This is a genomic window from Acinetobacter sp. CS-2 (genome assembly GCF_016599715.1).
Classification (GTDB): domain Bacteria; phylum Pseudomonadota; class Gammaproteobacteria; order Pseudomonadales; family Moraxellaceae; genus Acinetobacter.
This window is the reverse complement of record NZ_CP067021.1, coordinates 115636-142281: the sequence shown is the minus strand read 5'-3', so window position 1 is coordinate 142281 and position 26646 is coordinate 115636. Positions and strand designations below refer to the sequence as shown.

General features: G+C 36.6%; 20 protein-coding genes. 10 read left to right on the top strand and 10 right to left on the bottom strand.

Annotation, left to right across the window (positions count from 1 at the left end; all coding sequences use genetic code 11):
• Positions 1-153: 153 nt before the first annotated feature.
• From JFY49_RS16845 to JFY49_RS16820, 6 genes are all read left to right on the top strand, one after another.
• The gene (locus JFY49_RS16845) at positions 154-7380 is read left to right on the top strand and encodes an LPD1 domain-containing protein (RefSeq protein ID WP_227609689.1); all 7227 of its coding nucleotides are present in this window, start codon (positions 154-156) and stop codon (positions 7378-7380) included.
• Between the two features lie 9 nt (positions 7381-7389).
• Positions 7390-7821 carry a hypothetical protein gene (locus JFY49_RS16840; RefSeq protein ID WP_005005806.1) on the top strand — a complete coding sequence of 144 codons (432 nt, stop codon included), beginning with the start codon at positions 7390-7392 and terminating at the stop codon, positions 7819-7821.
• Positions 7822-8093: 272 nt separating this feature from the next.
• Positions 8094-8666, top strand: a complete 573-nt coding sequence (locus JFY49_RS16835) for a hypothetical protein (RefSeq protein ID WP_180079729.1) — start codon at positions 8094-8096, stop codon at positions 8664-8666.
• The gene (locus JFY49_RS16830; protein ID WP_159123900.1) at positions 8620-9408 is read left to right on the top strand and encodes a hypothetical protein; all 789 of its coding nucleotides are present in this window, start codon (positions 8620-8622) and stop codon (positions 9406-9408) included. The genes JFY49_RS16835 and JFY49_RS16830 overlap by 47 nt, the downstream gene beginning before the upstream one ends.
• A gap of 8 nt (positions 9409-9416) precedes the next feature.
• On the top strand, positions 9417-9899 hold the full coding sequence (locus JFY49_RS16825; protein ID WP_159123899.1) for a hypothetical protein: 483 nt from the start codon (positions 9417-9419) through the stop codon (positions 9897-9899).
• A gap of 97 nt (positions 9900-9996) precedes the next feature.
• The gene (locus JFY49_RS16820) at positions 9997-11853 is read left to right on the top strand and encodes a hypothetical protein (RefSeq protein ID WP_159123820.1); all 1857 of its coding nucleotides are present in this window, start codon (positions 9997-9999) and stop codon (positions 11851-11853) included.
• A 48-nt stretch (positions 11854-11901) separates the two neighbouring features.
• Here the strand turns inward: JFY49_RS16820 and JFY49_RS16815 are convergent, their stop codons facing one another.
• Together JFY49_RS16815 and JFY49_RS16810 are read right to left on the bottom strand one after the other, a co-directional pair.
• On the bottom strand, positions 11902-12303 hold the full coding sequence (locus JFY49_RS16815; protein ID WP_159123819.1) for a hypothetical protein: 402 nt from the start codon (positions 12301-12303) through the stop codon (positions 11902-11904).
• A 49-nt stretch (positions 12304-12352) separates the two neighbouring features.
• Complete coding sequence (locus tag JFY49_RS16810) at positions 12353-12766, bottom strand: hypothetical protein (RefSeq protein ID WP_005028668.1); 414 nt, start codon at positions 12764-12766, stop codon at positions 12353-12355.
• Between the two features lie 266 nt (positions 12767-13032).
• Between JFY49_RS16810 and JFY49_RS16805 the strand changes: the two genes are divergently transcribed.
• Positions 13033-16038, top strand: coding sequence for a DotA/TraY family protein (locus tag JFY49_RS16805; RefSeq protein ID WP_180057544.1), 3006 nt, complete (start codon positions 13033-13035; stop codon positions 16036-16038).
• 61 nt (positions 16039-16099) lie between these two features.
• Here JFY49_RS16805 and JFY49_RS16800 read toward each other — a convergent pair whose 3' ends face one another.
• A complete protein-coding gene (locus tag JFY49_RS16800; protein WP_005005817.1) occupies positions 16100-16594 on the bottom strand; it encodes a hypothetical protein in 495 nt (164 codons plus the stop codon).
• Between the two features lie 243 nt (positions 16595-16837).
• On the opposite strand from JFY49_RS16800, the gene JFY49_RS16795 reads away from it, so the two are divergent.
• From JFY49_RS16795 to JFY49_RS16785, 3 genes are read left to right on the top strand one after another with little or no spacing between them, the layout of a single operon-like run.
• Positions 16838-18850, top strand: a complete 2013-nt coding sequence (locus JFY49_RS16795; protein ID WP_180057542.1) for a peptidoglycan DD-metalloendopeptidase family protein — start codon at positions 16838-16840, stop codon at positions 18848-18850.
• Positions 18851-18872: 22 nt separating this feature from the next.
• Positions 18873-19283 (top strand): hypothetical protein, encoded by a 411-nt coding sequence (locus JFY49_RS16790; protein WP_180057539.1) that lies wholly within the window; start codon positions 18873-18875, stop codon positions 19281-19283.
• A gap of 14 nt (positions 19284-19297) precedes the next feature.
• Complete coding sequence (locus JFY49_RS16785; RefSeq protein ID WP_005005821.1) at positions 19298-19723, top strand: hypothetical protein; 426 nt, start codon at positions 19298-19300, stop codon at positions 19721-19723.
• 52 nt (positions 19724-19775) lie between these two features.
• Here the strand turns inward: JFY49_RS16785 and JFY49_RS16780 are convergent, their stop codons facing one another.
• From JFY49_RS16780 to JFY49_RS17595, 7 genes are all read right to left on the bottom strand, one after another.
• The gene (locus JFY49_RS16780; protein WP_180057536.1) at positions 19776-20420 is read right to left on the bottom strand and encodes a hypothetical protein; all 645 of its coding nucleotides are present in this window, start codon (positions 20418-20420) and stop codon (positions 19776-19778) included.
• Positions 20413-21969, bottom strand: coding sequence for a UvrD-helicase domain-containing protein (locus JFY49_RS16775; RefSeq protein ID WP_032055052.1), 1557 nt, complete (start codon positions 21967-21969; stop codon positions 20413-20415). Before JFY49_RS16775 ends, JFY49_RS16780 begins: the two co-directional genes overlap by 8 nt.
• Before the next feature lie 3 nt (positions 21970-21972).
• Complete coding sequence (locus tag JFY49_RS16770) at positions 21973-22530, bottom strand: hypothetical protein (protein ID WP_032055050.1); 558 nt, start codon at positions 22528-22530, stop codon at positions 21973-21975.
• Entirely contained in the window at positions 22530-23099 is a 570-nt protein-coding gene (locus JFY49_RS16765) for a hypothetical protein (RefSeq protein ID WP_005005866.1), read from the bottom strand. Before JFY49_RS16765 ends, JFY49_RS16770 begins: the two co-directional genes overlap by 1 nt.
• Before the next feature lie 12 nt (positions 23100-23111).
• Entirely contained in the window at positions 23112-23786 is a 675-nt protein-coding gene (locus JFY49_RS16760; RefSeq protein WP_032055049.1) for a hypothetical protein, read from the bottom strand.
• Between the two features lie 12 nt (positions 23787-23798).
• Entirely contained in the window at positions 23799-24704 is a 906-nt protein-coding gene (locus JFY49_RS16755; RefSeq protein ID WP_005005870.1) for a hypothetical protein, read from the bottom strand.
• Between the two features lie 122 nt (positions 24705-24826).
• On the bottom strand, positions 24827-26356 hold the full coding sequence (locus tag JFY49_RS17595; protein ID WP_227609687.1) for a hypothetical protein: 1530 nt from the start codon (positions 26354-26356) through the stop codon (positions 24827-24829).
• Positions 26357-26646 lie beyond the last annotated feature (290 nt).

Below are 26646 nucleotides of genomic sequence, written 5' to 3'. Positions count from 1 at the left end.
GTGCTATTTACTCGGTATATACTATTTTAAAGAATAACGCCTAAACCCTCCCTCAAAGTTAATTTTTTAGTTTAATATAAGCACATATAAGTACTCGTAAGAGTCGTTTTAAAGTCTTGGATCATGCTATGTGACCAAGTAGGAGACTATAAAGTGAATGAAGTTAAATGGCCTAATTTAACTGGTCTTGGTGCGCGTCTTGTAGTATCGCCAGCCAACAATTTTCGCCCAAAAACGGCGATGCTTGTTGTTAATGAATTTGAGCAATTCAAAAAATCTATTGAACAAAACAGTTCTAAGCAATTTAAACAAGTGTTAATGGATGCCCATTTTTATGAAGTGCAAAATGATGATGGTATTCATGCGTACTACTATAAGAACCCGGCAAAGTCTGGTATCGATCTAAACGATCTTCAGAAGGTCTTTCCAGCGTTTACCAACGATATGAAAGTACCGACTAAGCAAGAAGATATTTATCTCACCAATCTACCGTTTAAGAAGAACATTCCGAACTGGAAAAGTTACTTCGCATCAGCGACCGAACGCCTTTCTGCTTTCCCTGAAGTGTATGTCAGTAAGCTAAACAATGGATCTAATATCCTTGATACGCTGAAAACCAGTCTTCAGGAATCGAACAAATCCTACTTGGCTCAATTTCAGTCTTCAAAAATTCCTTTTAATCGTCTTCAAGATTATGGCTATGAAAATATCTTCTCTAAAGTCTATCTAGATGAAGAATCGGCGATGGCCAGTGGCGAAAGTCTAGATAATCTAGCCAAAATTAAGTTGTCTCCATTTGCAGTACCCGTCAATTACGAAAAAGATGGTTCGTTACTGATTATTGATGACTTGCGCCATATTCCTGAAATCTTTGCTCATGATCCGTATGAAGCATTGGGGTTAAATGACAATATTAACCTGGTGCATTTTGCTCATGAATACGAGTCCACTTTTAATCAGCTGATTGAGCATGGCCGTGGCAACAGAATGTTTAACATGAGCTTTAAAGATGTTGATGCTTATGTACAAAAATTAGCTTCTGATCTTGTTGTGATAGACCGTGTGTTTAATCAACAGCAATTGCCGTATCCAAAGCTATTAGAATCAGCTAAACAAGGTATTCCAGCTTTTTATAAAGATGAACACGGCACATGGATGGCGTCTAAACAAGGTATTGAAACACGCCTTGTAGATAAGATGGTGTATGACGCTGCCATGCTTCGCCATGATGTCTTACAACAAATGGTACGCCAGATGCCAACAGGTAAAGTTTTCTTTGCCGATCTGAGCCAAGAGTTCTCTGAATTCTCTGTAAACATCGTTCCTAAGTTTAATGCGTTCTATGATCACCAATCTGCTGAAATCAAACAGCGTAAACTAGAAGAACAACTCAATGAATCAAATGTTAACGAGATCTTGAATAATCTTGATGTTAATTTTGAGGCAACTGAGAAGGCATCTATTACTGAGTCTGATCTACTCAACATTGCAAATGACCTCCCTACTCCAGAAATTGATGATGTTGCCGTACTTAAAGAGCTCTTAAAGTTTCCTGAAGAATTATTGGATGCAAGAGGCAATGACAAGGTGCGTGATTTCGCGCCGTCTATGCTTGAAATTAGACAGATTTTGGATGTCTATGTCATTCCTAAGGCTACTGAACAAGCTCAACAAATTGAGAAGCAATATAGTGATTATCTAAATCAGAAATATGCTGAAATTCAAGATGTCGTGCGCTCAGCTACACAAACAAAAAGATTCAGCGTAGATGATATTCAAGCGATCTCTGACGAAATCGACACACACAATGTTGAGATCTCAAAACAGTACAATGAAGTTAAAAAAGTCTTATGGCAAAGTGAAACTTTGGTATCTGGCATTACGTCTGCAACAAATACCTTTTTGTTTAATAAAAACAGCTTCTACTACGCTAAAGATGAAAACGGCAAATTTGTAGGTTTTGAATCTGAAGTAGAAAGCAATCAACACAAAGCGGATCTGTTCAAATTACTGTCTAAGCAATTCGACAATCAATTGGTTTCAATTAACACGCCTGAGCTTCAGGAATTTGTGAATAATGAAACTGCAGTTGATATGTTGATGTCACGCACGAACAGTTATGTTGAGCAAAATATCAATGATTTTGTTGCTGGTGATTTTTCTGCGCCGTTATCGCTAGAGCAAGATGCACAGCGTTTAGAGTTAAGCGATCTGTGCACGGCTGATCTTGCTAATAACGATAAATTAGCTTCAGCGTATTTTGAAGAGTTTACTCGGCTTCTTGATGAATCAAACTTTGATGAAGCATTTTTAAAACAATCTCTATCACAAACTAAAAGTGCGTCATTCTTAAAGAACGGTGTAAATGAGATTTTATTCCGTAATTTATTGGTGCCAAATGCAAGTGAAAACTTCAATCGTAAGACTAAATCTGATTCTGTTCCTGAGGATATTTTTGCTAAAACTTCATCACATACAGATGGGTTTAGTCTGGACCGTCAGTTCAATCGCTTTGTTGAGGTTCAAAGCTTCCAAAAGGCATTAACAGCCAAATATCCGCAACAAGACTGGTCATTTATCACAAAGGATGAACGTGGCGAAAACATCAAGTCGATTGCTGAAGATATGCAGTCTGACATGGAAGAAGACCGCAAAGATGCAAAGGATCTGTTGTCGAGTATCGAACGTCAGTTTTATTCTAAAAATTCGACCTTATTTGTCTCGAATATGGATCTCGCTGCAGATGAAATCTATGTTCAGATTAAACCAACGGGTGACATTGACGATTTAAAAGTTAAAACCGTTAAATCAAATGAATTTGATGAAAACAAACATTTTTCATTGTCTACCGATGGCTACAAAGCAACAAATCAAGCGTATGCGAACATTGCCAAGTATTTTGTTGAGAAAACCCTATATCTAGAAGATGGCGATTATGACAAGGCACAAAAAATAGCTGCCTTAGTGATTGCTGGTGAAGATAAAGAGCTCAAACAAGAAACTAAGAAAGTCTTTGGTGTAGAGCTGACTGCAGATGACTTAAAGCAAGTCCAAAGCATGCAGTTAGAAGATGGTAAGCTCCAGTTAAACAAAACTGCCCTACCGAACCACAACTACAACAACATTCAGCTATTCAACTATCTGAACCTGATTGATATTAATCAGCGTACAGTTTTTGGCAAATTTGATGTTGAAGTACAAAAAGAATTTGAGGTGATTAAGGATCTTCTCAAACCTAATGTAGCTTTTCAGAATAACGTTAAATATTTTTCGCTATCAGCTGAAGAAGAGAACGTACAGTTCAATAGTGAATCTGAATACTTTAACACTCAGCTAGAAAATGCTGTAAAGCACTATGAAGATCACCACGGCGCAATCAAGATCCCTGATCATGATTTGTTTATCACCGTGTTTCAAAAGAATGATCTTCAGTATATACGCCTCTACAATCATAAAGACAAAAATGCGCCGTTTATTGGGCATTCAGTTTCCCTAGATGCCAATATGCATAAGGCTACTGGCTTTAATGATAGAGATGCGGTTAAAACGTCTGCGAATGCTTTGTTTAAGTTATCGACTTCACGCAACAGCATGACGTTTATGCCTCCAGCTAAGTTCACTTTTGAAAAATATTACGAGTCAGATCTCAACTTCTTCAAAGCTAAAGACAGTCAGCAAACTTTAATCAATAAAGTGTTTACGTCTTTACCAAACAAGATGTTCCAGTACATTTCTGATCATCCATCTAATTTCAACTCTAAATTAGATTTCATCAGCAATCTTAATTCTGCAACATACGAAAAGTTTGAGGATCTTAGCTACGATAAAAAACCGAGTGAAGTCACTGAGCTTCTGAGCAACATCTCTCCAGCGTACACCTATGTTATCGCTCATGTAGATGGCCAGACAGCAATCATGCCTAAAAACTTAACCAAAGTTTTTGATGTTCAGGCATTTGAAGAAGTTCACCCGTTTGATTTGGTGAACTCTAAACTTCAGAAAAGCGATCTTAAAGAACTTTTTAGCAATGGTATCAATGGTGAACCTGATCCATTTATTAATAAGCTCAAATTTAGTGTTGTATTAAACCGTGTAGGTAATCCAGAACTTGAGGATATTCAGCCTAGATTTATGTTAGAGCAGATCGCCGTGAATGAGGCGTTTGCAGAAAAATATAAAACCTTAACCGCTTTAAATGAAGTCAATGCCGTCATGCTTGAGCATGTCAAAGCATTACAAGATACGGTTAAACAGGCTTATGCTGAGCATTTTGTAGGTTCCAACCCTAAAGTTCACCAATACAAGTTGCTAAACAAATCATCTCAACAAGATGAAACACCTCAATTGTTTATGGTTGATACGGACTATGAGCCTCAATTGACTGCCGTGCTTCTTCGTATACCGTCTCATGACTATCAGTATCAATTGATTACTGGTTTTGATGATGTAGACCAGTTTAGTCACGAAATCTTAAATGCTATCGAATCTAAGGTTAATTTCGGTACCACTTTAGAGCAATTAGCACTATCTGACTTGCCTGAAATTCAGATTAAACACAAAACTGACTTTGAGAATAAACAGTTAGCAAGTTTGCATTTCCAAACTTTGATTACGAATACGCTTGGTGCTCTATACGATCAAACTGCACACATAAAGCCGTATATCAAAACTGAAAATCACAAATTGTTCTTGGCCATCAAGCCATCGACCGACAATGAATATGCATCGGTTAAACTTTTTGGTGATAAAGCCGATATTCACGGTGATTACAAGTCTCTGTGCGTTTTTCCTGTTAAAAGTATGCGCTCAGTTGAAGATGTCTTACAACTTCAAAACCGTGTGTTTACTGACTTCACGTTTATCGATCAATTGGTACCAAAAGACAAATATGTGCCTGTTGATGTAAAGGTAGAGCCAAGTGACTCCCCTGCTACGTACTTAGGTGATGTAGGTGCCAAGTTTGGCGGTGCACATAAAGATCGCTACGGTGAATATATTTCATTGGAATATATTTCAGCGACATCAGCCGATCAAACAGCTACGGACTATCGAAAAGCAAAAATCGTTGCAAATAAAGAATTCCAAGCTTGGTACACCAATACGCCACTCGGTATTGATGACAAAATATTCGTAAAGGCAATGTATGACTACTGCCCAACTAAACCGTTATTCTCTAAAAATGCGTTGATGCTTGATAGCCAACGTGCGACAGAATTACGTGCGTATGTGGCTGTTGTTTCTAACATCAGAAATTTGATGGTAGATACTCAAGAAGAGTTGATTCATGCGGTAAGAAACAATAAAAGCTTATCTGCTGAAAGTCTTGGTATGACTGATCGCCAACGTAAAGACTATATCGGGCTTTATAGTAAAGGTACCAAGAACAACTACAAAAACTACTTCGAATTGCTTAGCAATTTGAATGAGTACTACATTATGCCAGAACATACAGGCGGTATCAGTGTTCAGCTTGAGAAAATCATCGAAAAAACGATTGATAAAGAACTTAGTGAGATTCTATCAACAGGTAAGATCTTTGATTTTTACGGTAAGTCGAAAGTCACTAAAGATGTGAGCGATGCGATCAGCAACATGCAACGTACTGGCTTATATTCAACTGTGCTTGAACCATACGTTCTGAAAAGTGCGATTGAAAGTGGTTTAGTTAAAGCTGAATCTGCACCTATTTATGTTAAAGATCCTGTTGCACCAGTTATAGAAGCAACGACTGAAGCTGTGAATACACCTAAAGCACCACGTTTGCCGTCATTTACCAGTGAAGTGAAAAAACTTGAAAATGGCTTTGTGACTGAAAAAGTCCAATCAAGCATTTACGGATTGTTAAATTACTCTCGTACTGGTCCTGATCATCGCCAAGGTGCCGATGTGGATTCATTCAAGCTTAAAGATGACTTTTCTATCCGTGGTGTTGAAGTAGGCAATAAAGTTAGTCCTGTGGCTCAACAGTTGGTTAATGCCGTGTATGACTCATTGGCTGACTTAAAACAACTCATGGGCTTTAAATCAAACAATGGTTTATTGAACTTGGGTGTTGCTTTGGCTTCACGCGGAATTAAAGGATCTGCAGCGCATTTTGAGCTGTCTAAGAACGTGGTTAACTTAACTCGTGATAGCGGATCTGGAAGTTTGGCTCATGAGTATGGCCATGCGCTAGATGCACACTTGGGGATGTTGGAAAAAGCGGAAGTATATAAAAATCACGCTCAAATGAATCGTTCTGTACTTCAGGACTATTATGAAGACATCCCTAATTTTGAGATACCAGGTGCACGACACTTCTTATCAAATATGTTGGATGCTGGATACTCCCCTGTTACTGAGTCCGGTCGTGCTTTTGAAAAGTTACATCGTGCGATGATGAATGAGCCAGTTCAGCCAATGAAAAATTACGGTCAAGTACTTTATGAGAATGCTGAGACTGCAATCAAGGCGTACCACACTGTTGCTGATTCAATGCATGATGAAGTGATTAAGAATAAAGAGAATTATCCTAATTCTACGCGCAAAACTTTAAGCAGCTTCTTTGACTGGCACCAAAAGCACTATGAAGATCTCATTCGCCGTCAGTTTGAGAAAATTGAAGAGTACTTGAAGAAGTATGAGCGTGAATATAAAGCTGATACAAACCTATCTTTCTTCAGTACGGTTCAAGACAAGGTGGATGTCATTGTCTCTAAAATTAACACTGACATTAATGCTATAAGCTTTAAGTCGTTTGAGCGCTATCAGCAAAAACTTAATGATATGCGCCAGCCAGAACATCATTTACCTACAACCGGTTTGGAAGAAAAAATTACAGGTGTTGCGACTGCAGCGAATGTGGATTTAAAAACACTATCGCAAAACCTATCTGAATACTTGATAGAGTCATCTAAATACAAGTTCTATAACCTGGTAGAGAAGTACATGCCTGAGGGTGTTAAAAATCCTCATACTCTAATGCAAAACTTCTTTGATAAGTCGCAAGACGTTGAAGTAAACGTAGGTGATATTCGTTTTAGTGACAATCTATCGCGTTATAAAAAGGATTGTTTAAATATCGACAGTGCTGAAAATCGTGCAACGCCGTATTACGCGACCAGTACCGAAATGTTTGCCCGTTATTTTGAGACTTATTTGTACTCTAAAGTTTCAAATGAAAATGAAATGAAAAACTCATTTTTAATTGACGGCTACCCTACCGTACAACCTAAAGGTTTAGAGTTTGAGATCTGCAGAAACTTGACTGAACAATTAGTCGAAACTTGTGTGAATGAAATATTTGATCAAGATCTGCAAAACGAAAATACCCAAAAAATTATTGCTGAAGTTTCGATTGAAAAAGAAAATGAAGCTGACCAATTAAGACTTGAGATGTGAGATAACTAAATGCAATACGAAAATATTCATGAAGCAAAAACGCCACTTAAAAGCATGATTACTCGTAGTCATGCCTATATTCGCCTGTTGGTAGAAAAAAGTATGGCTGATGGTATTAAGTTTAAATATCACAACGGTAGACGTTTAACTCAAATTGATGATCCTGAGCGTGTTGTTTCTCAAATCTTCCCTTATTTTTTCCGTTTAGTTTTCTTGGAAATATCAACTTATTACGGTCAAACATTTGATGGTCTTAAGTTTCATTCTAAGAAACGTGCAACAGGAACATTACAATTAGAGGTCAGTATTCTTGAAGACAAAATACCGAACCAATTAGAGTTTTTCACCTTTATTAGTTACGTTTTTAACTATGGGTTTTTAAAAAATCAATTCCATGAAGACTTAACCCTTTTAACCAAAGCAACAAAGTTTGCCAGTTAAAAGTTAGATCCATTTTAAATCTTAGATTTAGGTATATACTAAAAATAATTTTTAAATATTTAAACTTTCAATATGGCTTTATAATCAGATAAAGCCATATTGATTTAGAAACAAGTTAGATATTTCTGAATTAAAAGTGTGGCGAAAGTATCAGTTTTATAAGTCAAACAGTCTGCAGTCCTTTAAGTAACTGTTGTAATGAAATAGTCATAATTGAGTCGCTGTACATTTGATGTGTATGCCCTTTTATTAATCCCATTGGAGATGATCGAATGCAAAAACCATTGCATGAAAATCTTGAAAACTTTCTGCCTTACTTGAAAAGTGAACTCGCTGCCAAAGGTATTTTAAGTGCGTCACTCAAAACCATCTTTTTGAACTACATTGATCAGATCACAAAAGAGAATAGATTCGTCACCCATACCAATACGACCGATCGACAAATTGTATATATAGAACGTGGCGATGATGCATTGATGTTGCGCTTTAAATATTTTGTTGAAAATAATGAGTACTTAGAAGTTGAGTTAATCATCACGGATACTCATGTAAAGTTGGTTTATGCTGAATCACCAGAATTACACTTGCTTTATGATGATGAAACACCAATTTGCTTAGATGCTGGCCAGTTAATCAAGTGTACCAATGACTATGGCACATCACTTGCTACTTTAATTAGTGCCCTATTCCAATGTTTACTCAGTGATGATCCACAAAAAAATATCCAAGACGTACTTAATCAAACTAATCTTTTTGACAAAGTTTCAGATGAAAATGCCGAATTAAACAAGGGTTCACATGATTTCGATAACCGACAAAATCAAGCAAATATCTGGGTTTTCTGATTCAGATTCAGAAGTTGTTAAGGATAGTGTTTTATCCTTATCTACTGCTTTGTGGATCATGAATATACTCATGTCCACAAATTTTGTTATTGGTTTAACCAAGAGAGATCAGAAGCTTTTTGATAATGCCAAAGAAACGCTGATTACTGAAATGAAGCGGTTAAAGTACAATCTTAGCGATTATAAAGTACTCCCTGTTTCAAAAAAGAATGAACCGCTTTTGCTTCAAATTAAACTTGAACAAAAATCAGATCGGACCATAGATTTAGTCAATGCCAATTTAAAGGATTTATCCAAAGACGAGTCCATGGTTATTGAAGTTCTTTATGCAAATTTAATGAATAGTAATAGTGGTGTTTGCATCACTATAAGCGATATTCATGATAAAACAGCGCTTCAAGTCAGTGAGATTCTTACTGACATTTCAAAAGAATTAAAGGTATCTACTTTATCCGATGTTCTTGATATTTATGCACGACCAATTGAACATAATAATGCCAAGGTGAGCTTTACCCTGGTGAACCCATGGGCATTATCAACCGATAGAAAAAAGACTCTTTGCATCGCTGCACCCATATTCAATGAATACAACAGTCCATTTAAATTGATTGCACTTCTTCAAAATATCATTTATCTAATTAATCAGAAGTGTACTAAAGAGACGGACCTTCCATTCGATTCCATTAACCTACCAAAATTTCAAAATAGACTTTTTGGCCAAAGCTTTTTTTATACTAATTAGGACTAACCATGAAAAACCAAACACGCCCATTTACTGTAGTGTTGTTGGCTCCTATTGCAGAACAACCTATTCATGCTTTAGTTGCGCCATCAGGTGATTCAATTCTGTTATCACAAGATACGAAAGTCTCAACTCTCGCAAATTTTCCAGATATGATCGAATCTGAGTTCGGTACATATGATGAATTTCTTATCGAACATCGCGATCAATTTATGCTGTTTAACCAAGTCGCATCTGATTTAGATCCTGATCTAATTTTTCCTAAAGTGCATTCAGACCTACTTGAAGATAGCTTATGTATTATTCGTTCTATTTTCGCTTTTGAACGTTTCAAATTAGAAGAAGAACAAAAGAATGCTACTCGTAAAGAGCCTAAAGAAATTAATCAAGAATATTTAATGAAACGTGCGATAGACCAGGCAATGACTTTAGAGCAAGATGTTTCTGACCTTTCATCAAATGTAGAGCGCTTACAAAGCCCGATGTCTTAAACTCCATTAAATATATTTAAAATTAACTTTAAACCCTCTCTTAAAACTTATATGCTTGTTAGTAATAGTTTAAGGGTGTGGTTTAAAGTATTTTTAGATGGATACAAATTTAGTTTTTTTCGATGACTTTAACGCTACTTCTAACACCTCTTATGGTGAAAATCACCGTTCTTTAAATAACGTACTATTCTTCTTTCTCAACTATCATAAAGGTACGTTTTTAGCTGATACGATATTTTTTGATACCCACTATCAAACAATTGACAACCGTAATATTGTCGGGGTTTTGCCTGTTCTTTTTAGTATCTGCCAGATTGACCGTTCAGAAGGTCACACCGGGCAAATAGTCGATATTCAACAGGATCTAAATAACGTAGATGAAGATGATTATGAACCTGTAATTGATATAGATGATACGCAAACATTTAACTTGTTCTACCACTTCCTTAAACCATCCAATGATGCACCTGTAAAACCACACCTTAATCAACTAAAAGTATTACCAGACAACTTAATCGATTCGACTAAACACCATGAGCTTTTAAATTACATTCTTGCTCTCATTGAGAATAAGATCTGGACCGATTCTGATGTATTTAAGTATGAGTACAAAAATAGGTTTTTGTTTTGCGTTTTTATCTATTTGTCCAAGACCGTAGATCTAAGTTTTAATAGCTCTCACGATTCTTTCACGAGCTGGCTTGAACTGCGTAACCTATCTTGGTTTGGTGCTAATGAAGTTGATACCAGTGACTTTGCAACATTAGAGCTTTATATACATGCCCTATCCTACACGCTAAAACTGGCAAACCATATTGTAAAAGCAATCATCAATAATAATGTGACGCCGTTTAAAGTTGCACCGCAAGAAGAATTGTTTTACTTTTTTGCTGAACGTACAGACGCACGTTCTCCTAATGAAGAGACTACACCGCCGTATACGCCAGCGGAAGATGATGAAACTTTTTCCACTGAACATTCTAGTGCTCCAGTACCAGCACCGTCAAATAAGGAAACACCAAAAGTAACCGATGCTTATTTATTGGTTGGTGCGGATCTTGAGGATTCTGAGTCCACAACACAAGAAAAGAATGTGATTACTCAAGACTTCAACTACCAAGCACGTTTAAATGAATTATATGAGCTGTCAAAATCCATCAAAGATGAAATTATAGATGCTCCAATCATTTCTATTAATCAAGCGTGGAATATAGTGCAAGATAAATGGAAGTTTTATCTCGATACTTTTTCAAGTAGCTACTTCAATATGAATGATTTTGAGAAGACGGCTATTCTTAAACAATTGAAATCACTCAAAGCCAGTATTTTTATGAACTGGTTTGATATTAAGTCGGGTGCTGGCCAGCAAGTATTTATTGATCTAGTGTCATACGACACGTTTAAGATTGAGTTTCTTTCTTCTGAAGCTAAGATGATCCAAACTTACATGAAGGACCGTATCAAAAATCAGATGTATTTTGAAACTACGGCGCCACAACCAAAGTTTTTGAGAAATCTAAACAACTTATTTAATGAACGTGTCGATACGCAAAAAATTAAAGACATCGAAAACACTGAACTTTTGTTGAAGGTGAATGGCATTCTTGACGGTGTTACCAAAGATCTCATTGACAATATCAATCTGCATTTATCAAATGACATTTATCTTGTGAACTACTTTTCTAATGTAGATAAGGAACTGGAACCGCCCAAATATCACTTATTAGATATTTTGCTTCGTACTTCAGTGCTTAACCTTATCTATGTTTGTCCTACCGCATCACTCAATGCAACCAAGGATCTTCTAAATGCAATCACTGATCCTGAAATTGAGGTTTCAGCTTTTGACACATTCGACCGCAAACAATATCAAAATCAAATTGTAAAAGAACTCGCATGTTCATTCCGTCAGCGCATAGATCCATCTGAACTTTTGAAGCTAGATATTACGTAGATATAAAAAATGCCCATCATTCGGGCATTTTCTTTTTAATGGTTAGGCTTACCAAGGTCTAGGCTCTGGTGGGCGTGATGTGTATTCGTTATCCGAATTGTTTTCATATTCATTGTCTTGGTCCAATTCTGGATCTGTTTGTTTGTAGCGGTTTTGGTAATCTTGCTGCTCAATTAAATCTTCTAGAGCCATTTCTTTAAAGTGGCCAACAAGTAATGAACGTGTTTCTTCTTGGTATTCTGGTTCTTGCGCTAATTGACGACCAATTTCATTCGGTAGTTTATTGTCGTAGATATATTTTAGGTTGGTTCGTTGTGTTTGTAGTGTAGGTTGTGGGTTAAACTCGTCAGTAAGGGAAACTACTTTAGCTTCACTAAAACTAGTGCCACAATTAAAAACGGCTCTGGTCGCGTCTTGAAGTATATCTTCTTCGTTCTGTATGTTTTCCATTTGGCTTAAACCCTTTATTAAAGTCAGAATCTTAAAATTAAGAGATGTATTAAGATACCCAATTATACTTCAATAAATTTTCAATTTGTACCTTTAACGCTTCTTGCTCTAATCTGTCTAAACCTATTGTTGCGATGTTCTCTAAAAACTTGTCTTTATACTCGTTGTAACTTTCTATATCGTCTTTTTTAATGGTTTTGTCTAGATTTAACGTAAGCATGAGGTTTAATACTTTTAATATTTTTAGGTTCTTCCGTTTTTTGAGAACTTCAATAGGATCTAATTCAAAAGTATTTATTTTATCTAGTTTTTCTTTATAAGTTATTGCCATTAAAGGATTTATGCTTTGGTTGAGTATGTAGGATAACTCTAAAACAGTTATATCTTTCCCCATATCTTTAGATACAGATTTCTTAATTTCCGACAGTAAAATTAAGTGAGATGTAAACTTTGCTTTATCCATAATAGTCTCTTGTATTTAAACTAAATCATTAAAACAATTAGCAAGTCATGTTTAAACTTTCTGTATATACCAATAATAGTTTTGTGGTACATTATTGCTAATTTAAAAACCATTGTTATTTGTAATAAAATGGTTTTAATGATTCTTTGGTTAAAAGGTATTAAGCCTTTTAGTTAAACGTCTAACTTGTAATTTATAACACTTTGCTTTTAGTCGTCTTAAGTAAGCGATGTATAAGAAGCATTAAGAAAAACGGTGAGTTAGCTATGAGTTTATTTTGTCAATCGACAAATCCGAATTGTGATGGCGACCAAGCCGTTACTCTTCTCTCATCTATCTTTGGACACGATTTCATCAATGCGTTTATCAATGCGTCTGGCCCGGCTTCGACAGTACCATCATCAGGATTACTCACTAATATATTATTAGGTGGTGTAGCTAGTGTGGCAATGTCTTTGGTTCTGGTTTTTGCGATCGGTATTGGTTTAACTGCACTTTTGAAAAGCGCCCAGGACGGTGAAGCTTTCGGGAAAGATTCTAAAGTCACTACGATGTTTTCCCGTATATTATATTCGATTATTTTGCTTTTACCTACCGCGTCTGGCTACTGTTTCATTCAAGTGGTTGTCCTCGGTATGGTGCTTTGGTCAAATAATGTTTCTAATACAATTAATAATAGAACATTAGGCGAATCCTTAATGGCTTCGGCTAGTTTGTCAGATACGCACGATCATCAACGTGATATTTTTGGCTTCAGAAAAAATGCGCCAGTCATGCTTCGACAGCTGCATTGCATTAACGTTTTAAACCAAGAGTTCTATGCTCTCCCTCCAGCGTTCGGACGCTTCTACAATGATGGTTCATACGTGGGTCATGCTGATCCCGGTGTTAGTAGGACTGCAGTGGAGGTAAAGCAGAACTACATAGATAAAACAGCTAAAACACCTACAAACTGGACATCTATTACTTATAACTATGCATATTCAGACAGCCGTTTAGAAGTTGGAGGTAGAAAAGAGCCAATTTGTGGCGGTGCATCAATGAACGTTGTTAATCCAGCTGCGGTTAATAGTGAATTGATGGATATCCCTGTTTATAAATTACGCCAGCAAGATCAAAACAAGATCAACGTTGCTTTGGCAAATGTACAAGCAAAGTTACAGCAACAAAAGTACAATCTATATCGTGAATTTTTTATCGATATGGAAAAATGGTATATCGCGTATCAAGTAAATGCTAATGCTACTGAGCAAGAAGGCACATTCCCTATTAGTAAAGCTGGAATGGATGCCTTTAATGCGCTAGTTGATAATTATGTGAATAAGAGTCATACCGTAACGAATAATGTTCTGACTTCTGAAAATGGCTATACTGCGGTTCAAACTGTTGTTAATACGCTAAATCAGCGCGGTTGGATGATGACGCCTGAAGCTCGTATTAAAGTAGGTCAATATCGCGCTATTGTTGAGAAGTATATTACTGAACCTTTGTGGACGTTCACCCCTCCTACACTGAATTCAGCAATCATGAGCAACTCAAAAGGTGAAGCAATTTATAACACCGTTTATGTTGCAATGGATAATGCTGTTGGTAGCCTTACATCCAACAATAATTGGGTGGCAAACGGCGATATTGCCGACTCTACCAACTTAATATCAATGTCTACCGATGGTGGTGACTCAAACAAAGTATCCAACATCGATCAAAAGTTTTCGGCGTATGGTTCTGCTTGGGCAACAAACATTACTAAATCATTGGTAATGGGTATATTGGTCGGTGAAAAAGGCGATGCGGAATTATTAAATAATAATTCGTCTAGCTCAAATATCAGCCCTACTACATTGCACCGCAATACGAATGTTATCCGTAATATTCAAGATACTGGTGAAGCAATCTTAGTCTATAAAGCTGTGGCTCAAGGTACTGTTGTCGGCATGAAATTAGTCGTGCTTACTGCTCGTTCTGGTTCTGCACTTGTTCAATGGGTACCAGGGCTTAAGGGCGTAACTGAAGAAGGCACCAACGCTTTAGAATATGCCGTTGAAAATATCTTTGCTCCTATCCTTGGTCAGCTAGTAACATATTTGACGATTCTTGGTGTGTGGATGGCGGTTGTTATTCCATATATGCCAATGATCTTCTTTGGTCTAGCTTGTGTGGGTTGGATCATCCATATCCTATACGCTGTGTGTGGTTTGCCTTTATGGGCGCTAATGCACATGATCCCTGAGCGTACTTTTGTCGGTAGCCAAACACAAGGTTATGTCACGGTATTAACGTTGTTCATGCGACCAATATTTATCATTGTTGGTTTCTGGATGGCTGAAATTATTATCGGGCCAGCTCTCGTTACGCTTACTGATATGTTCTTTAGCTACCAAGGTGCAATGAGCATCGCTTATTCATCTAATACGTTTACAGTTATCTTTACTGAGCTGATTACGTTTATCTGGAAGTTCTTCTTATATCTATTCTTGATGACTTCAGCGATCTACCTGATTTACGGGTTGGTATTTAGTGTTGCTGACCAAGTACAACAATGGATTGGTTCTGGATTGAATGGCGGTCAGTGGGGTGAAACAAACTCAAAAGAAGCTATACAAAAGTTTGGTGGCGCTGCAAGTACGTTGTCTGGTCCATCTCCAGCATCTCGCCGTCCTTTACCGCCTGGTAGACGTCCTGATGGTGGTAAGGGTGGTCCAAACAATCCGAAAGGTGGTGGTGGTGGCAATGGTGGTACAGGTGGTAATACATTAGGCGGTACTGGTAGTACGACTGCATATAGCCCTGTAAATATGCCAGCTAGATCCGCTTCTTTTGGCGCTGCAACTGGTGGTACAGGTGGTATTACTCCAAGTGGTGTCAGTGGTGGTACGGGTGGTACAACTGGTCTTGGTGCTAAACCAACATCACCTAGCCCAAGCCAAGGTCAATCTACATTCGGTATGGGTGCTACAAGTGTAAGTGGTACAAATAATACGCCTACTACTGGTGGTGGTCTATATGGTGCAAATGCTTACGGAAAAACAGCTTCTACGTTTAATCGTGGTGTAGCTAAAGCATCAGCATTTAAGACTGGTTCTACTTTCGGTAGTGTGAATGTTGCAAGTAGTACTGGGTATACGTATGGTACTGGTTCGACTCCTAATGCACGTTTTGGTGCTAGTTCTAGTGCAACCAAGAAATCTAATATTTCTGGCCGTAGCTCTATGACTAATCGTGTGCGTTCAGGTTTAAGCTCAACTCTGTCTAAGTTTAAAGGTAAACCTTAAAATCTAGACAATAAAAAATGGTGCTCAAAAAGCACCATTTTTTTTATCAAAATATTCATAATTAAAAGTTAATTTTCTGAATGTTGTTTTTGCTTGTAGAGTTAAAAATAAATCTACGAACGCCGATATTAACAAGTTGCTGTTGATCTTTCTCTAGCTGACCAACTGCATGACTGTAAGCACGGTTCAAATTGTTATATGAACGGTTTTGCACAAGTAAGTCAAAGTTGTTTATACGCTCTTTTTCTAACTCAATTTGCTTGTTATTAAGCTCGATGTCTTTTGCTTTCATTTGGGCGCAAACATTGTTGTACTTGTTCGCCAGCTCATTGTGCTTGCTTGTAACGTCATCAATGTGTGCGTTCGCTTCAGCAACCAATTCGTTATACTGATTTGTAATACCTTTGATTTTGTTTTCTAGCATTTCAATGTGAGCTAACAAGGCATTTTCATTCTTCTGGTGTACTTTGTTTTGGATTAAAAAGTCTAATCCCATTGAAGCGCGGTCAATCGCTTGGTCGAAAGTAGCGCTTAAAACGTGTGCGTGATTTAACATATTTAGATACCTCACTACTTTTATTAAATTAAAATATTAAAACCATGTAACCTTATTCTTAAACCTATCAATAAGATTAACGCTATATGTATATACTATCTTAAAACAAAACCTAAAAACTTTTTTTAAAGTATAAAATACGTATTTAATCGTATATACTTAATCCGTCCACTTAGATATTAGGGACATTTAATAAGAAGTTAATTTATTTTAAGAACTTCCTTTAAGCCTGGCGATTCACTTATGAAATTTAGACCCTCATTTCAATTAAAGCCCTTGAGCTGTGGCATTAAAGTCGCAATTTTAGTGACTTGCTCGGCTTTTATTTATACCGCTAACGCCGATCCTATTTCTGAAAACGTAACCGCTACAAACGCTAATACGGCAAAAGTTCCTAACAACGCTCAAAAAATGATTTTCCATAAATATTCGATCATGCCGAATGATGGGCGCCGTAGTGCTGGTCGTTTTGGTGAATTTCGTTTGCGAGGGGGCGCTGCTGGTAGTCATAACGGTATTGATATTAGTCGTGCGAATCCTAATGACCTTACACTTAAAGCAATTGGTTCAGGTTCTATTGTCTCTTATGACACACGTTCATCTGGTTCAAGCAACCAATCAACCACTAACCCACTAATTATGCAGATGGATACTGGCGATCGAATCATGTATCGCCATACTGATCCATCGTATCAAAAAAAATTTAACGCTTACCCTGGTCAACGTATTCAAGCTGGTCAAAACATCGCACACATGTCAAATAAAGGCTGTGGTTCATGTGCCGTGCATTTGCACATTGAATATGGTGTAAAGGCAAAACGTGGGCTAGATGTTTGGCTGAATAAAAACTTAGATCAAGTTTTTAAAAATCCATCCATTGCACTTCAGCAACGCGTTAAAGGATCTGCGCCATATGTGGGTAGTTCTGAATATAAGTTAACAGATCCTACGCCATATTTACCTCAGGACGTTGTGATTAGTGTCTCGCCACAAGGACAAGCATTAGAAAACAAATACACACCGTACTTGGGTAACACCATTAGGACTCAATGGAATGCCTTATATTCATCATCAACAGGAATCACCCTCCCCGTTTCTTCATCGGTAGATGGCATTGCAGTAAAACAAGGCAAAAAGCTTCCAGCACTTGCATTTAGTGGCGATGTTTCGATGGATGCTTATGGATCTGCACAAGTGCAAGTCGCTCAAATGATTGCTGACGGTACTATCTCACCTGAAGCAGCTGCAAGCGGTACCATTTATGCAAATGATGTTGCTCAATATGCACCGCCTAGAACTATTTTTGGTGGTACGGCTGATGATGTGGGTTTTGATATTGGTGCACTTAATTCTACGCCAGCAGAATTAATTGAAAACATTGGTACTGGACGTTATGGCAACTCTAAATGGTTTAATGAATTAGCAACTATGTCGATGATGGGGCTTTTGATTGAAAAGCTAAACATTATCAATGCACAAAACTATTTGACTAAAGAGATCCATAAACAAAATGAACGCTTAGAGGCTCTTTTGGCAGCTTATACAGCGTCAGAAACTCAACGCTATTCTGGCCGTGTAGATGAACTTTATACGAAAGCTGAACAACCAACTGTTATTCCTGAAGTAGCAGTAGTTGAAATGAAACAGCTTTTTGAGGAAGGTGGAAACGGGCAAGTTTATTCAGATGCACAAATCTTAAAAGGTGGACAAGGTACTCCAGATCGTAAATGTGGTTGGGGTATACCAGGTGCTTTTGGTGCGGTTAAAGATGGTATTAAACGTGTTTCTTTAAAACATGGTTATAACCCTAATGACGTTGCAGCTATTCTTGGTTTTGAATCTGCCGGTTTTAATCTTAAAATTGACAACAACGCTGGTGCATATGGTTTAAGTCAATGGACTAAAATTGGTATAACAGATATTAATGCTTCAGATTTAACAGCGAGAGGAATACCAGCTTCAATTAAATCAAACCCTAAGCAAATCACTACACTGAGTGCTCAACAACAAGTCGAATTATTAGATTTATATCTTGCAGTAAAAGCACGACAACGTAAAAGCGACTATAATAATAAAACAATAGCTGGGTTTTATGCTCTAGTTTTAGGTGGACCATATAAAAGCCCTAGTCGTGAATATAATGCGAACAGAAACCTCGATAGAAACCCTCGAGATGGTGTTGTGACTTTAGCTGAAGCCGTTACATTTGAAGGTATTGTTATGCGTTTATGTCCTTACTATTCTGAATACCCTTAATAGAGCAATTAAAGGAAATATTATGAAAAACAGATTTTTGTCTTTATTGGGTTTTAGCCTTTTAGCATGTGCATCTTTTAATGCTAGTGCTAATACTAGCTCAGACTCTATTCGTGCTGAACTTGAAAAACTGCGCTTAGTAAACGTTAAATGTGCTGCGGTTTCTAACGATCCATTTGATGCAAAACACCTAAATTGCTATACAAATGTTTATAACCGCGCAAGTCAGCTTGGTAGCCTTGCTTCTAAATATATTAATAATGAAGAAGCTCCGCGTGTTCTAGCTGATCACAATCGAAACTTTACTCAGTTAATTGCTAACTGCGATCAGTTATACGCTGGCCAGACTGCAAAGTACAAAACACTAAGCATGCAATGTAAAGCGACCAACAAATTAGGTTGGGCAATGTTTATTCCGGCATTAATGAAGTAATAAAGGATCAGATTATGAAAAAGTTTTTAAGTTTAGCTTTGATATGTGCTGCTACCATTATTACGTCATCTGCCAACGCTGGTTATAAGACCAAAGCTGAAGCTATTCAAGCTTATAACAAGGTACAAGCCGAGTATCAAAAATGCGTATTTAATTATAATGAAGCGCGTGATTCTGAGTACGGTTCACCAGAACTTAAGTGCAATACACCGTACAACCAATCATTAACACGTTTCATCAAAGACGTTCGTGCGGAAAGTCAAAAGAATGCTGCAGCTTGGCAAGCAATCAATATACAACATATTAAATTTAGCCAAAACTGTGATAGTCAAACTATGGTGAGTTCATACAATCCATCGTTTTTTATTCGTCAATCTTATATGTGTGAATCCTCTGCTTTTACATCTTTAGCACAAGTGGCAATCGACCTTTCTTATTAATTTCAAAACATAAAAAGGACATCTATAAGATGCCCTTTTTTGTCGTTTGGTTTTAGACTTTTTCTATAATTGTTTCGGTATCTGGTGTTTCAACTTCAAACCCAAAGTGAAGATTACCGTATTCAATTGCTTCTTCTACCCAATGCAAGCCCATGTTTTGCTCATTTCCTACTTTGCTTGAATCATAAGCCTCAAGGGGCATCACCCTCTTAATATCATTTTCGATGAAAAAATATGTATAACAGTGAGGGTGCACATATATTCCATCAAAATAAAATGGAATTAAATATCTCCCCTTTAATTCCTTAAACTGCTCAATTGTATGTTTACTTGAAGCAATTCCACCGCCTGAATCTATGACAATGCTTCTAAAAGATCCTGAAGGAATATCAACGATAGCCAGGCCATCGAACGTTTCTACACCATTTAATATCTCTTTAGTTTTGAGATAAACACCTGGTTCAAAATGGCGTTGCTTGAAATTAAAATCTTCCGTGAAACTAAAGTTTGACTTTGTTTCCTTTTCAATTAGATGAAACATTTCAAGAAGTGGTGTGATTATATCTGCGACCTGTGAGCCCTTTTTCTTAACTAGCTCCATGATATACGGTTCGTGATGAAACTCTCCGCGAATATAACTAGCATTGTGACATGCCTGAAACACTCTATTTTGCAGAACTTCAACTTGATTAGGCATTTGAAATCTCCATATTTTTTGAATTTAAGTGTTCCAATAAATCATTAATGCCATCTGTAAATAATATGTTTTTGGCTCGTGTTACGGTCACATACAACAGCCGTTTTTCATCTGCAGAAATCATTAGCTTTTTATCGAGAATTTTATAGTTAAACCCTTTTGCGATTAGGACATTATCCCACTCTAAACCTTTACTCTTGTGTGATGTGCTAATGACCAAAGTATTTTTTGGGTCAGTTTCATCATCAGCCATACTATTTTCTAACGCCCACTCAATCACTTGCCATGAGTATTGGTTTGTTAGATCCAGAAAGGTTTTTAATTCTGTAGTTGCCCCCTCCACTTCTCCAAACACTTGTATATGGTCCACAAGCTCTTGGTAGGAAGAAAAGTTTTGAAGCTCTTTACACGTTGGCCGTTTATTTGCTCTCAGTTGAAAAATACCACTGAAAATATCTTTACTGCGCTTTCCATCAACCTCAAGACGTATTTTCTTTTCGCCATTAAGGTAGCTATGAAACTTAAAAAAGTATTCAAAAGCCGTAGCATTTGTTCTACAAATAATCGCGTTCAATGAAGATGGTGCATAACTTGATGTACTGAAAGTGGTAACTTTTGACGTTTTACTTGGTAAACCTTTTAACTGTCGGGTTTCACCAAAAAGTTTATTGAGAAGTAGATTAGCTATATCTGCAACTGCATTACCAAACCGAAACGACTGCTCTAAGTACAATGCTTCAAGATCTAGGTTCTGTAAAATATCTTTCGCACCCCTAAAGCCATAAATGCTTTGGTATGGATCTCCAACAAAAATAACTTTTGCTTTTTGACGTTTGAGTACATCTAGTATTAATTGGTCACTATCTTGGCTTTCATCTACCATCACGTAATCAAAATCAAGTTGTGGTTTTTGCAGTACCCACCACTTGAGATAGTAATCGTGTGTAATACCATAATCACCGTTTGGATCAACTACATCATTCCAGATCATTTTCGCAATTGAAGTGATTTTATCTTCAAGAACGTCATTGCGCTTAATTGATGTTTGTTCTTTTAATGCTATGTAAGCATGATCATTGGTAACAGTCTGATCCACTGTCATACAAAAATAACGTAATGTATTCAGGATAATCAGCGCTAATGTTAGATCGGTGAGTTGTCGGTTTTTCCCGTTGTACTGAAATCGAATGTTTTCAAGTTTAAACTTTTGAACAATATCTTTAGGAAGTAACGTAGGCTTGTTAATCTTATTTTTCAGCCAACCGGGTATATTTCTGTAAGCTAGGGAATGGAATGTAGAACATGTGACTGAATTCAATCCATATTCAGCGAATTTTTGATTAGCTTCATCTGCCATCTTTTTATTAAATGATAGATATAGTCCAAGCTTACCTAGTTGTTGCAAAGCACTACTACAGTGGATCAATGTCGTAGTCTTACCAGTACCAGCAAAAGCAATCAATTTAAAACTGGTTTTTAGTCGTGTTGCTTTATCAATTGCTCGTTGCTGTTCACTGGTAGGTTTTTGAGTAATTTTCTTCACAACCATTGCTTAATTTCGTGCTAGAAAAGAACTTGGTTTTTTGTTTTTCATTACAAGCACATCGCTTTCAACAATTTGCATCTGGCTTGCTAAAAAGTTAACTTGTTGCTTCAGTTCGTTTATATCGCTTTTTAGTTCAACTACTTGCACTTGCATGTCAAGGTTTGAATATTTGAGCTTGTTATTCTCAGTTTCTTTCTCTTTTAGTGCTGCCTGTAATCTTTTGATTTCCTGTTGGCTCTCTATGTTAGCCACATTAATATTGCTTTTGCTTTGAATATTTTGTGCTTGTGAAGATGTACTCGCAATTGCAACAGGTGTTGGCTTCGGTTCTACTGTGCCATTATATTTGGTTGTCTCTGAGATCTTATCCCATAGTGAATATGTGCGTAATGGCGCTGGTATATTTTGATTTGGTGTTGAAAAACTGGTGCGTAAAGCATTTGCACTGTCTTTAGAAACAATGTCTCCAGAACTATTAATTTCAGTAAAGCCAGCATAAGCAAGTGAAACAACTGTTGAAACTGCTACTGCACCAATTACCTTAAAATAGTTTGATTTCTTCATTAGAATGCCCCTTTCAAACGCTTATTTTTTGCCGTTTGATTTGATGATTTTCGATTGATTGTGTTGTTTTCTAAATTGATAGAAACACCTACATTCATGACCTGATTTTTCTGTGGGTTGTATTGAATAAAGACCAGTTCTTTTGCATATTTCTTTGCGTGTGTTAAACGTTCAGCATGAATTTCATCAAGATTAAATCTGATTTGCATTCGCGATATATACAGCTTGAATAACTGATCATTTACTTCAGCTAAATTTAAAACTAAGCCTTTTTCATCTATAGAAGCAGACTCGAAAGCTAAATCATTTAAAAACCAATTTTCGGGTTGTATTAGTAAATAAAACTTTTCAACTTCGCTTGTGATTGCATATGAAAAACAAAACTCATTCACCTGATAGGTGCTTAAACAAATGGTTTCATTGTTATAGCCACGTTTCATGTTTCGGTCATATGAGCTCAACCACCAAACTAAATAGTGTCGTGCTTCCAACTCTTTAACGGTTATTTGTGCTATTTCTGAGGCCTTTAGCTGTAATGCTTCAAGGTTTTCTATTCGTCTAGCTCTCATAGATAATTCACCTTATTTTTCTTTAAAGCATGAGTTATCAAAAGCCATTGAGTTAGGATCTAACCCCATGTTTTTAAGAGCCAAGGCTTTACCGTCAAGTTCAGGGTTATCAGATGTGCTTAGTTGTTGCGAACTTGTTTCTGAAGATGCATTTTTCGCATTAGTACCTGAACCTAAAAAGTAACCGCCTCCAGCAAAAACAACTACTGCAGCTACAATGCCCATAGCTGGCCAAGACTTTTTAAAACTAGAGAATCTATCTGCTAAAGATAAGCTGTATTTTTCTTCATTAGAACGTATAGTGCTGTCTGTAACATCAGCCTTATATTCATTTAGAGCTTGATGCCAAACTTCCTTTATGTAGCTTTGAAGTTCATTTGTACTGAAACGAACCTTGCTTTTGTTTAAGTAATAGCATGGCTCACTAATAAGAATTTCTGTGTTTTCGTCAGAATTTAAGAAAACTTGTCCTCTAAACAAATTATTCTCGACCTGATCAAATCCTTTGATCGTTAATAGTAGATCTGTGGCCTTTGCATCTATATTGAAGATACTCACCTGGCGATTTCTATCCGTATCTCCAGAAAGGTCAGAATCTAAAAACATAGACTCATTGTTTATCTTAGAGAAATAAGGTGAAAAGTTACCGACAATCGATTGGAAAGCTTTCAATTGAGTTTTGTTCATCTCAATTCCCTCTTATTTGAAAATATAGTCAAGAGTGGCTGTTTCTGAAGTTCCTCTACGAGCTTCAACTTTTCCAGTCTTTTTATTTACAAAGATAGCAACTGGTACACCAGCAGTTAGTGGCTGTGGCTTTTGTCCAGCGCTACGAATTGCTTCTCGCTGTTCACGATCTTCTTTTGGCATTGCAACAATATCTTCGTGATAGAAGAAGATAGATTGAAGAGCGCCTAAGTGTTTATCCAACTCAGCAAGTTCCTGTGGTGTAGGAATCACTTTAATTGAGTTAATTTCTTCATCTGTTCCATTAAAGGTTTTATTAATAGTATCTTCAGATGGTTTACGAAGAATTCCAGCAGCTAATTGTTTTCCGTTTTCACTTTGGTTTAGAACTAAAGCTGGAATCCATTTAATAGTTGCACCGCTTTTAACGTATGAGCGAGAAAGGTTGAATGTTTCGTGGCAATATTTACAGCGTGGATCGTAAATGATGTAAACAGTGTTGTTATCATTCGCTTTTCCCTCTTTAAACCCTGAAAGCGTTTTTACAGCTTTAAAGACTGGATGATTGTATGCACTGGCCAAATTCCCAACGGAAGCTGTTGGTTGTTGTGCTGGTGCATTCATTTTTTTTGCAGTTAATTTAAGAGGCTCAGATATATTTTTTTTAGTAGCAGAATCCCAAGCTGTACCATGTAAGATGACTTTTTCATCGGATGTTGTAAAAAACACCGCATTTTTCCCATTAGGTGCCTCAAGAATCCAAGAAGTTAAACCTCCACTAAAGGGTTTAACTTCTTTTACTTTGCCCATTTTTTGCATCTTAGAAGTAAGGTCCTGAGATGGTGCAGCGTAAGTAGAGATTGTAATAATACTAATAGCGCAACTTGCTACTATTTTAGTGAAATTATTTAAAAGCATTTTAGAGTATTACCTTTTAAGCCATGTTTTAATAGTATAGTTAAAATATGGTTTTAAAAAAATAGTTAAATAAAAAAGACCGGTGTTTTAATACCGGTCAATTATAACTTATAAGTATAAGACTAAAACCCTTTTTGCTTGTTTTTTTGTATTTCATCCTGTGGTATTTCTACACTCACCATATCAAAAACATGATCATCACTATACTTAAAATCATCTTTATAATTGTTTTTAGAGTTATAAGATCCGTTGTTTAATTCCTTGTCCGTAAACTCTACTACTCGAATAATACTGTTTACATCTTCAGCAGCTTTTTGTCTAGCTTCAGTCATGGCAAAACTCAATAATTCGTATTCAAAACCAACAAGACCAATGTTAAAGTCTGGCTCTTCTAATGGCTTCCCTAATTTCACCTCAATTAGATAATGCGAGATTGGACCTAAACCCTCACTAAACAAAGACGGTCTACCAATATTCTGTATGAATGCGTATGCAGTTCGATTGTATAGTTTTAACCAGCGTATATCTGTTGGTGGCATTACACCTAGCTGTCTTGCTGTTAATACAACCTCACACAAAATAGTTCTTACATATGCATGGTTATTAAAAATCTTAGTAGCAACGGGATGTTTAATGTATTTGTGAATTCTTTTTCTAAGGAAGTCAAAATTAAACCCTACAAGCTTACGATCGCCCTCAACATACTGATTTTCAATTGTAAACAATGGGTTGCTAGGTATATTTTTTGTGCAAATATCCCAATAGTAATTAATTAATGTTGTTGAATCTTTTTTGATTTTACGGAACTCTTTATCATCCATAGATTCATCAGTCGCACATGCTACTGGTAAATACAAAGCTAGCAAAATTGTATCAACATCGGATAAATACGATAATTCATCGGGTGTTGTTTCTTTTGAACTATCAAGGGTTATCCAAAGATCCCCTAGTTGTGCACGTAAGACATTTAAAAACTTCTCTTCATCTATGATAGGTACTGTTTCGCTTTTATCATTATATTCTTTCGTTACTCCGTTGATTGTAATGTTCACAAGGCGCTCTTTTGTTCCTGTAATTAACTCATGCCTATTTGCAAACTCATAAGTTGAATCAAGCGCTTTAAAATGACCATTGTTCGTATCATATTTTGACAAGTCTAATGGACCAAAAACCTGTAAGTGTCTTTGGTTTGGAATTTGTTCCTCTATGAACTCTTCTAGGTTCATGCTTTTGATAAAGCCCCGTGCTGGATGCTCGCTGTTGAAGCGGTCATAAGCTTTCTTTATCCAAGGTGTTGCCAGCAAAAATATTAATAAATTCCATGCTTGACTGGCTTTTGAAATTTGAAAAATAGTGACTTCGCTAAACTTATTTTGACAAAATAATGGAAGCCAATTGTTTGTTGGTTTACATAGGTGTTCTGTTGAATACACCAACTCACTTAGTAAAGGTACGTAATTAAGCCCGATAGCTTTGAATAGGCTATGTATCCACCATAGAGGAATAATTAAAATGCCTTTTGTGTATACTAAAAACCCTACAATTTGAGGTTTATAAGCAAACCATACAGCCAAAAAAGCCACTAAAACCATAACAACAGTAAATATATAAATATGATTCTCATGTACAAGCTTATCTTTTGGATCTGCCATTTTATACCCTATTAATATGTGTATTGTTGAGTATTATATAGTTAATATTGGTTTTAATCTAATTCCCCTTAAACCTTTTAAGGATTTTAAGTATGGTTTTAAGATGTTGACTAAAGTGGCACTTAATACCTTTTAAAGCTTAAATCAGGTCAACCTCAACACTAAGCCAGTATTCTTGGTCAAATACTAAAAAGAATGAATAAGAAGCCCTCCCCTACTAGACATTTAAGTGTATTAATCGCCTATATTATAAATTTCTCTATAAATATTGTTGGTAGTCTTTTTAGTGA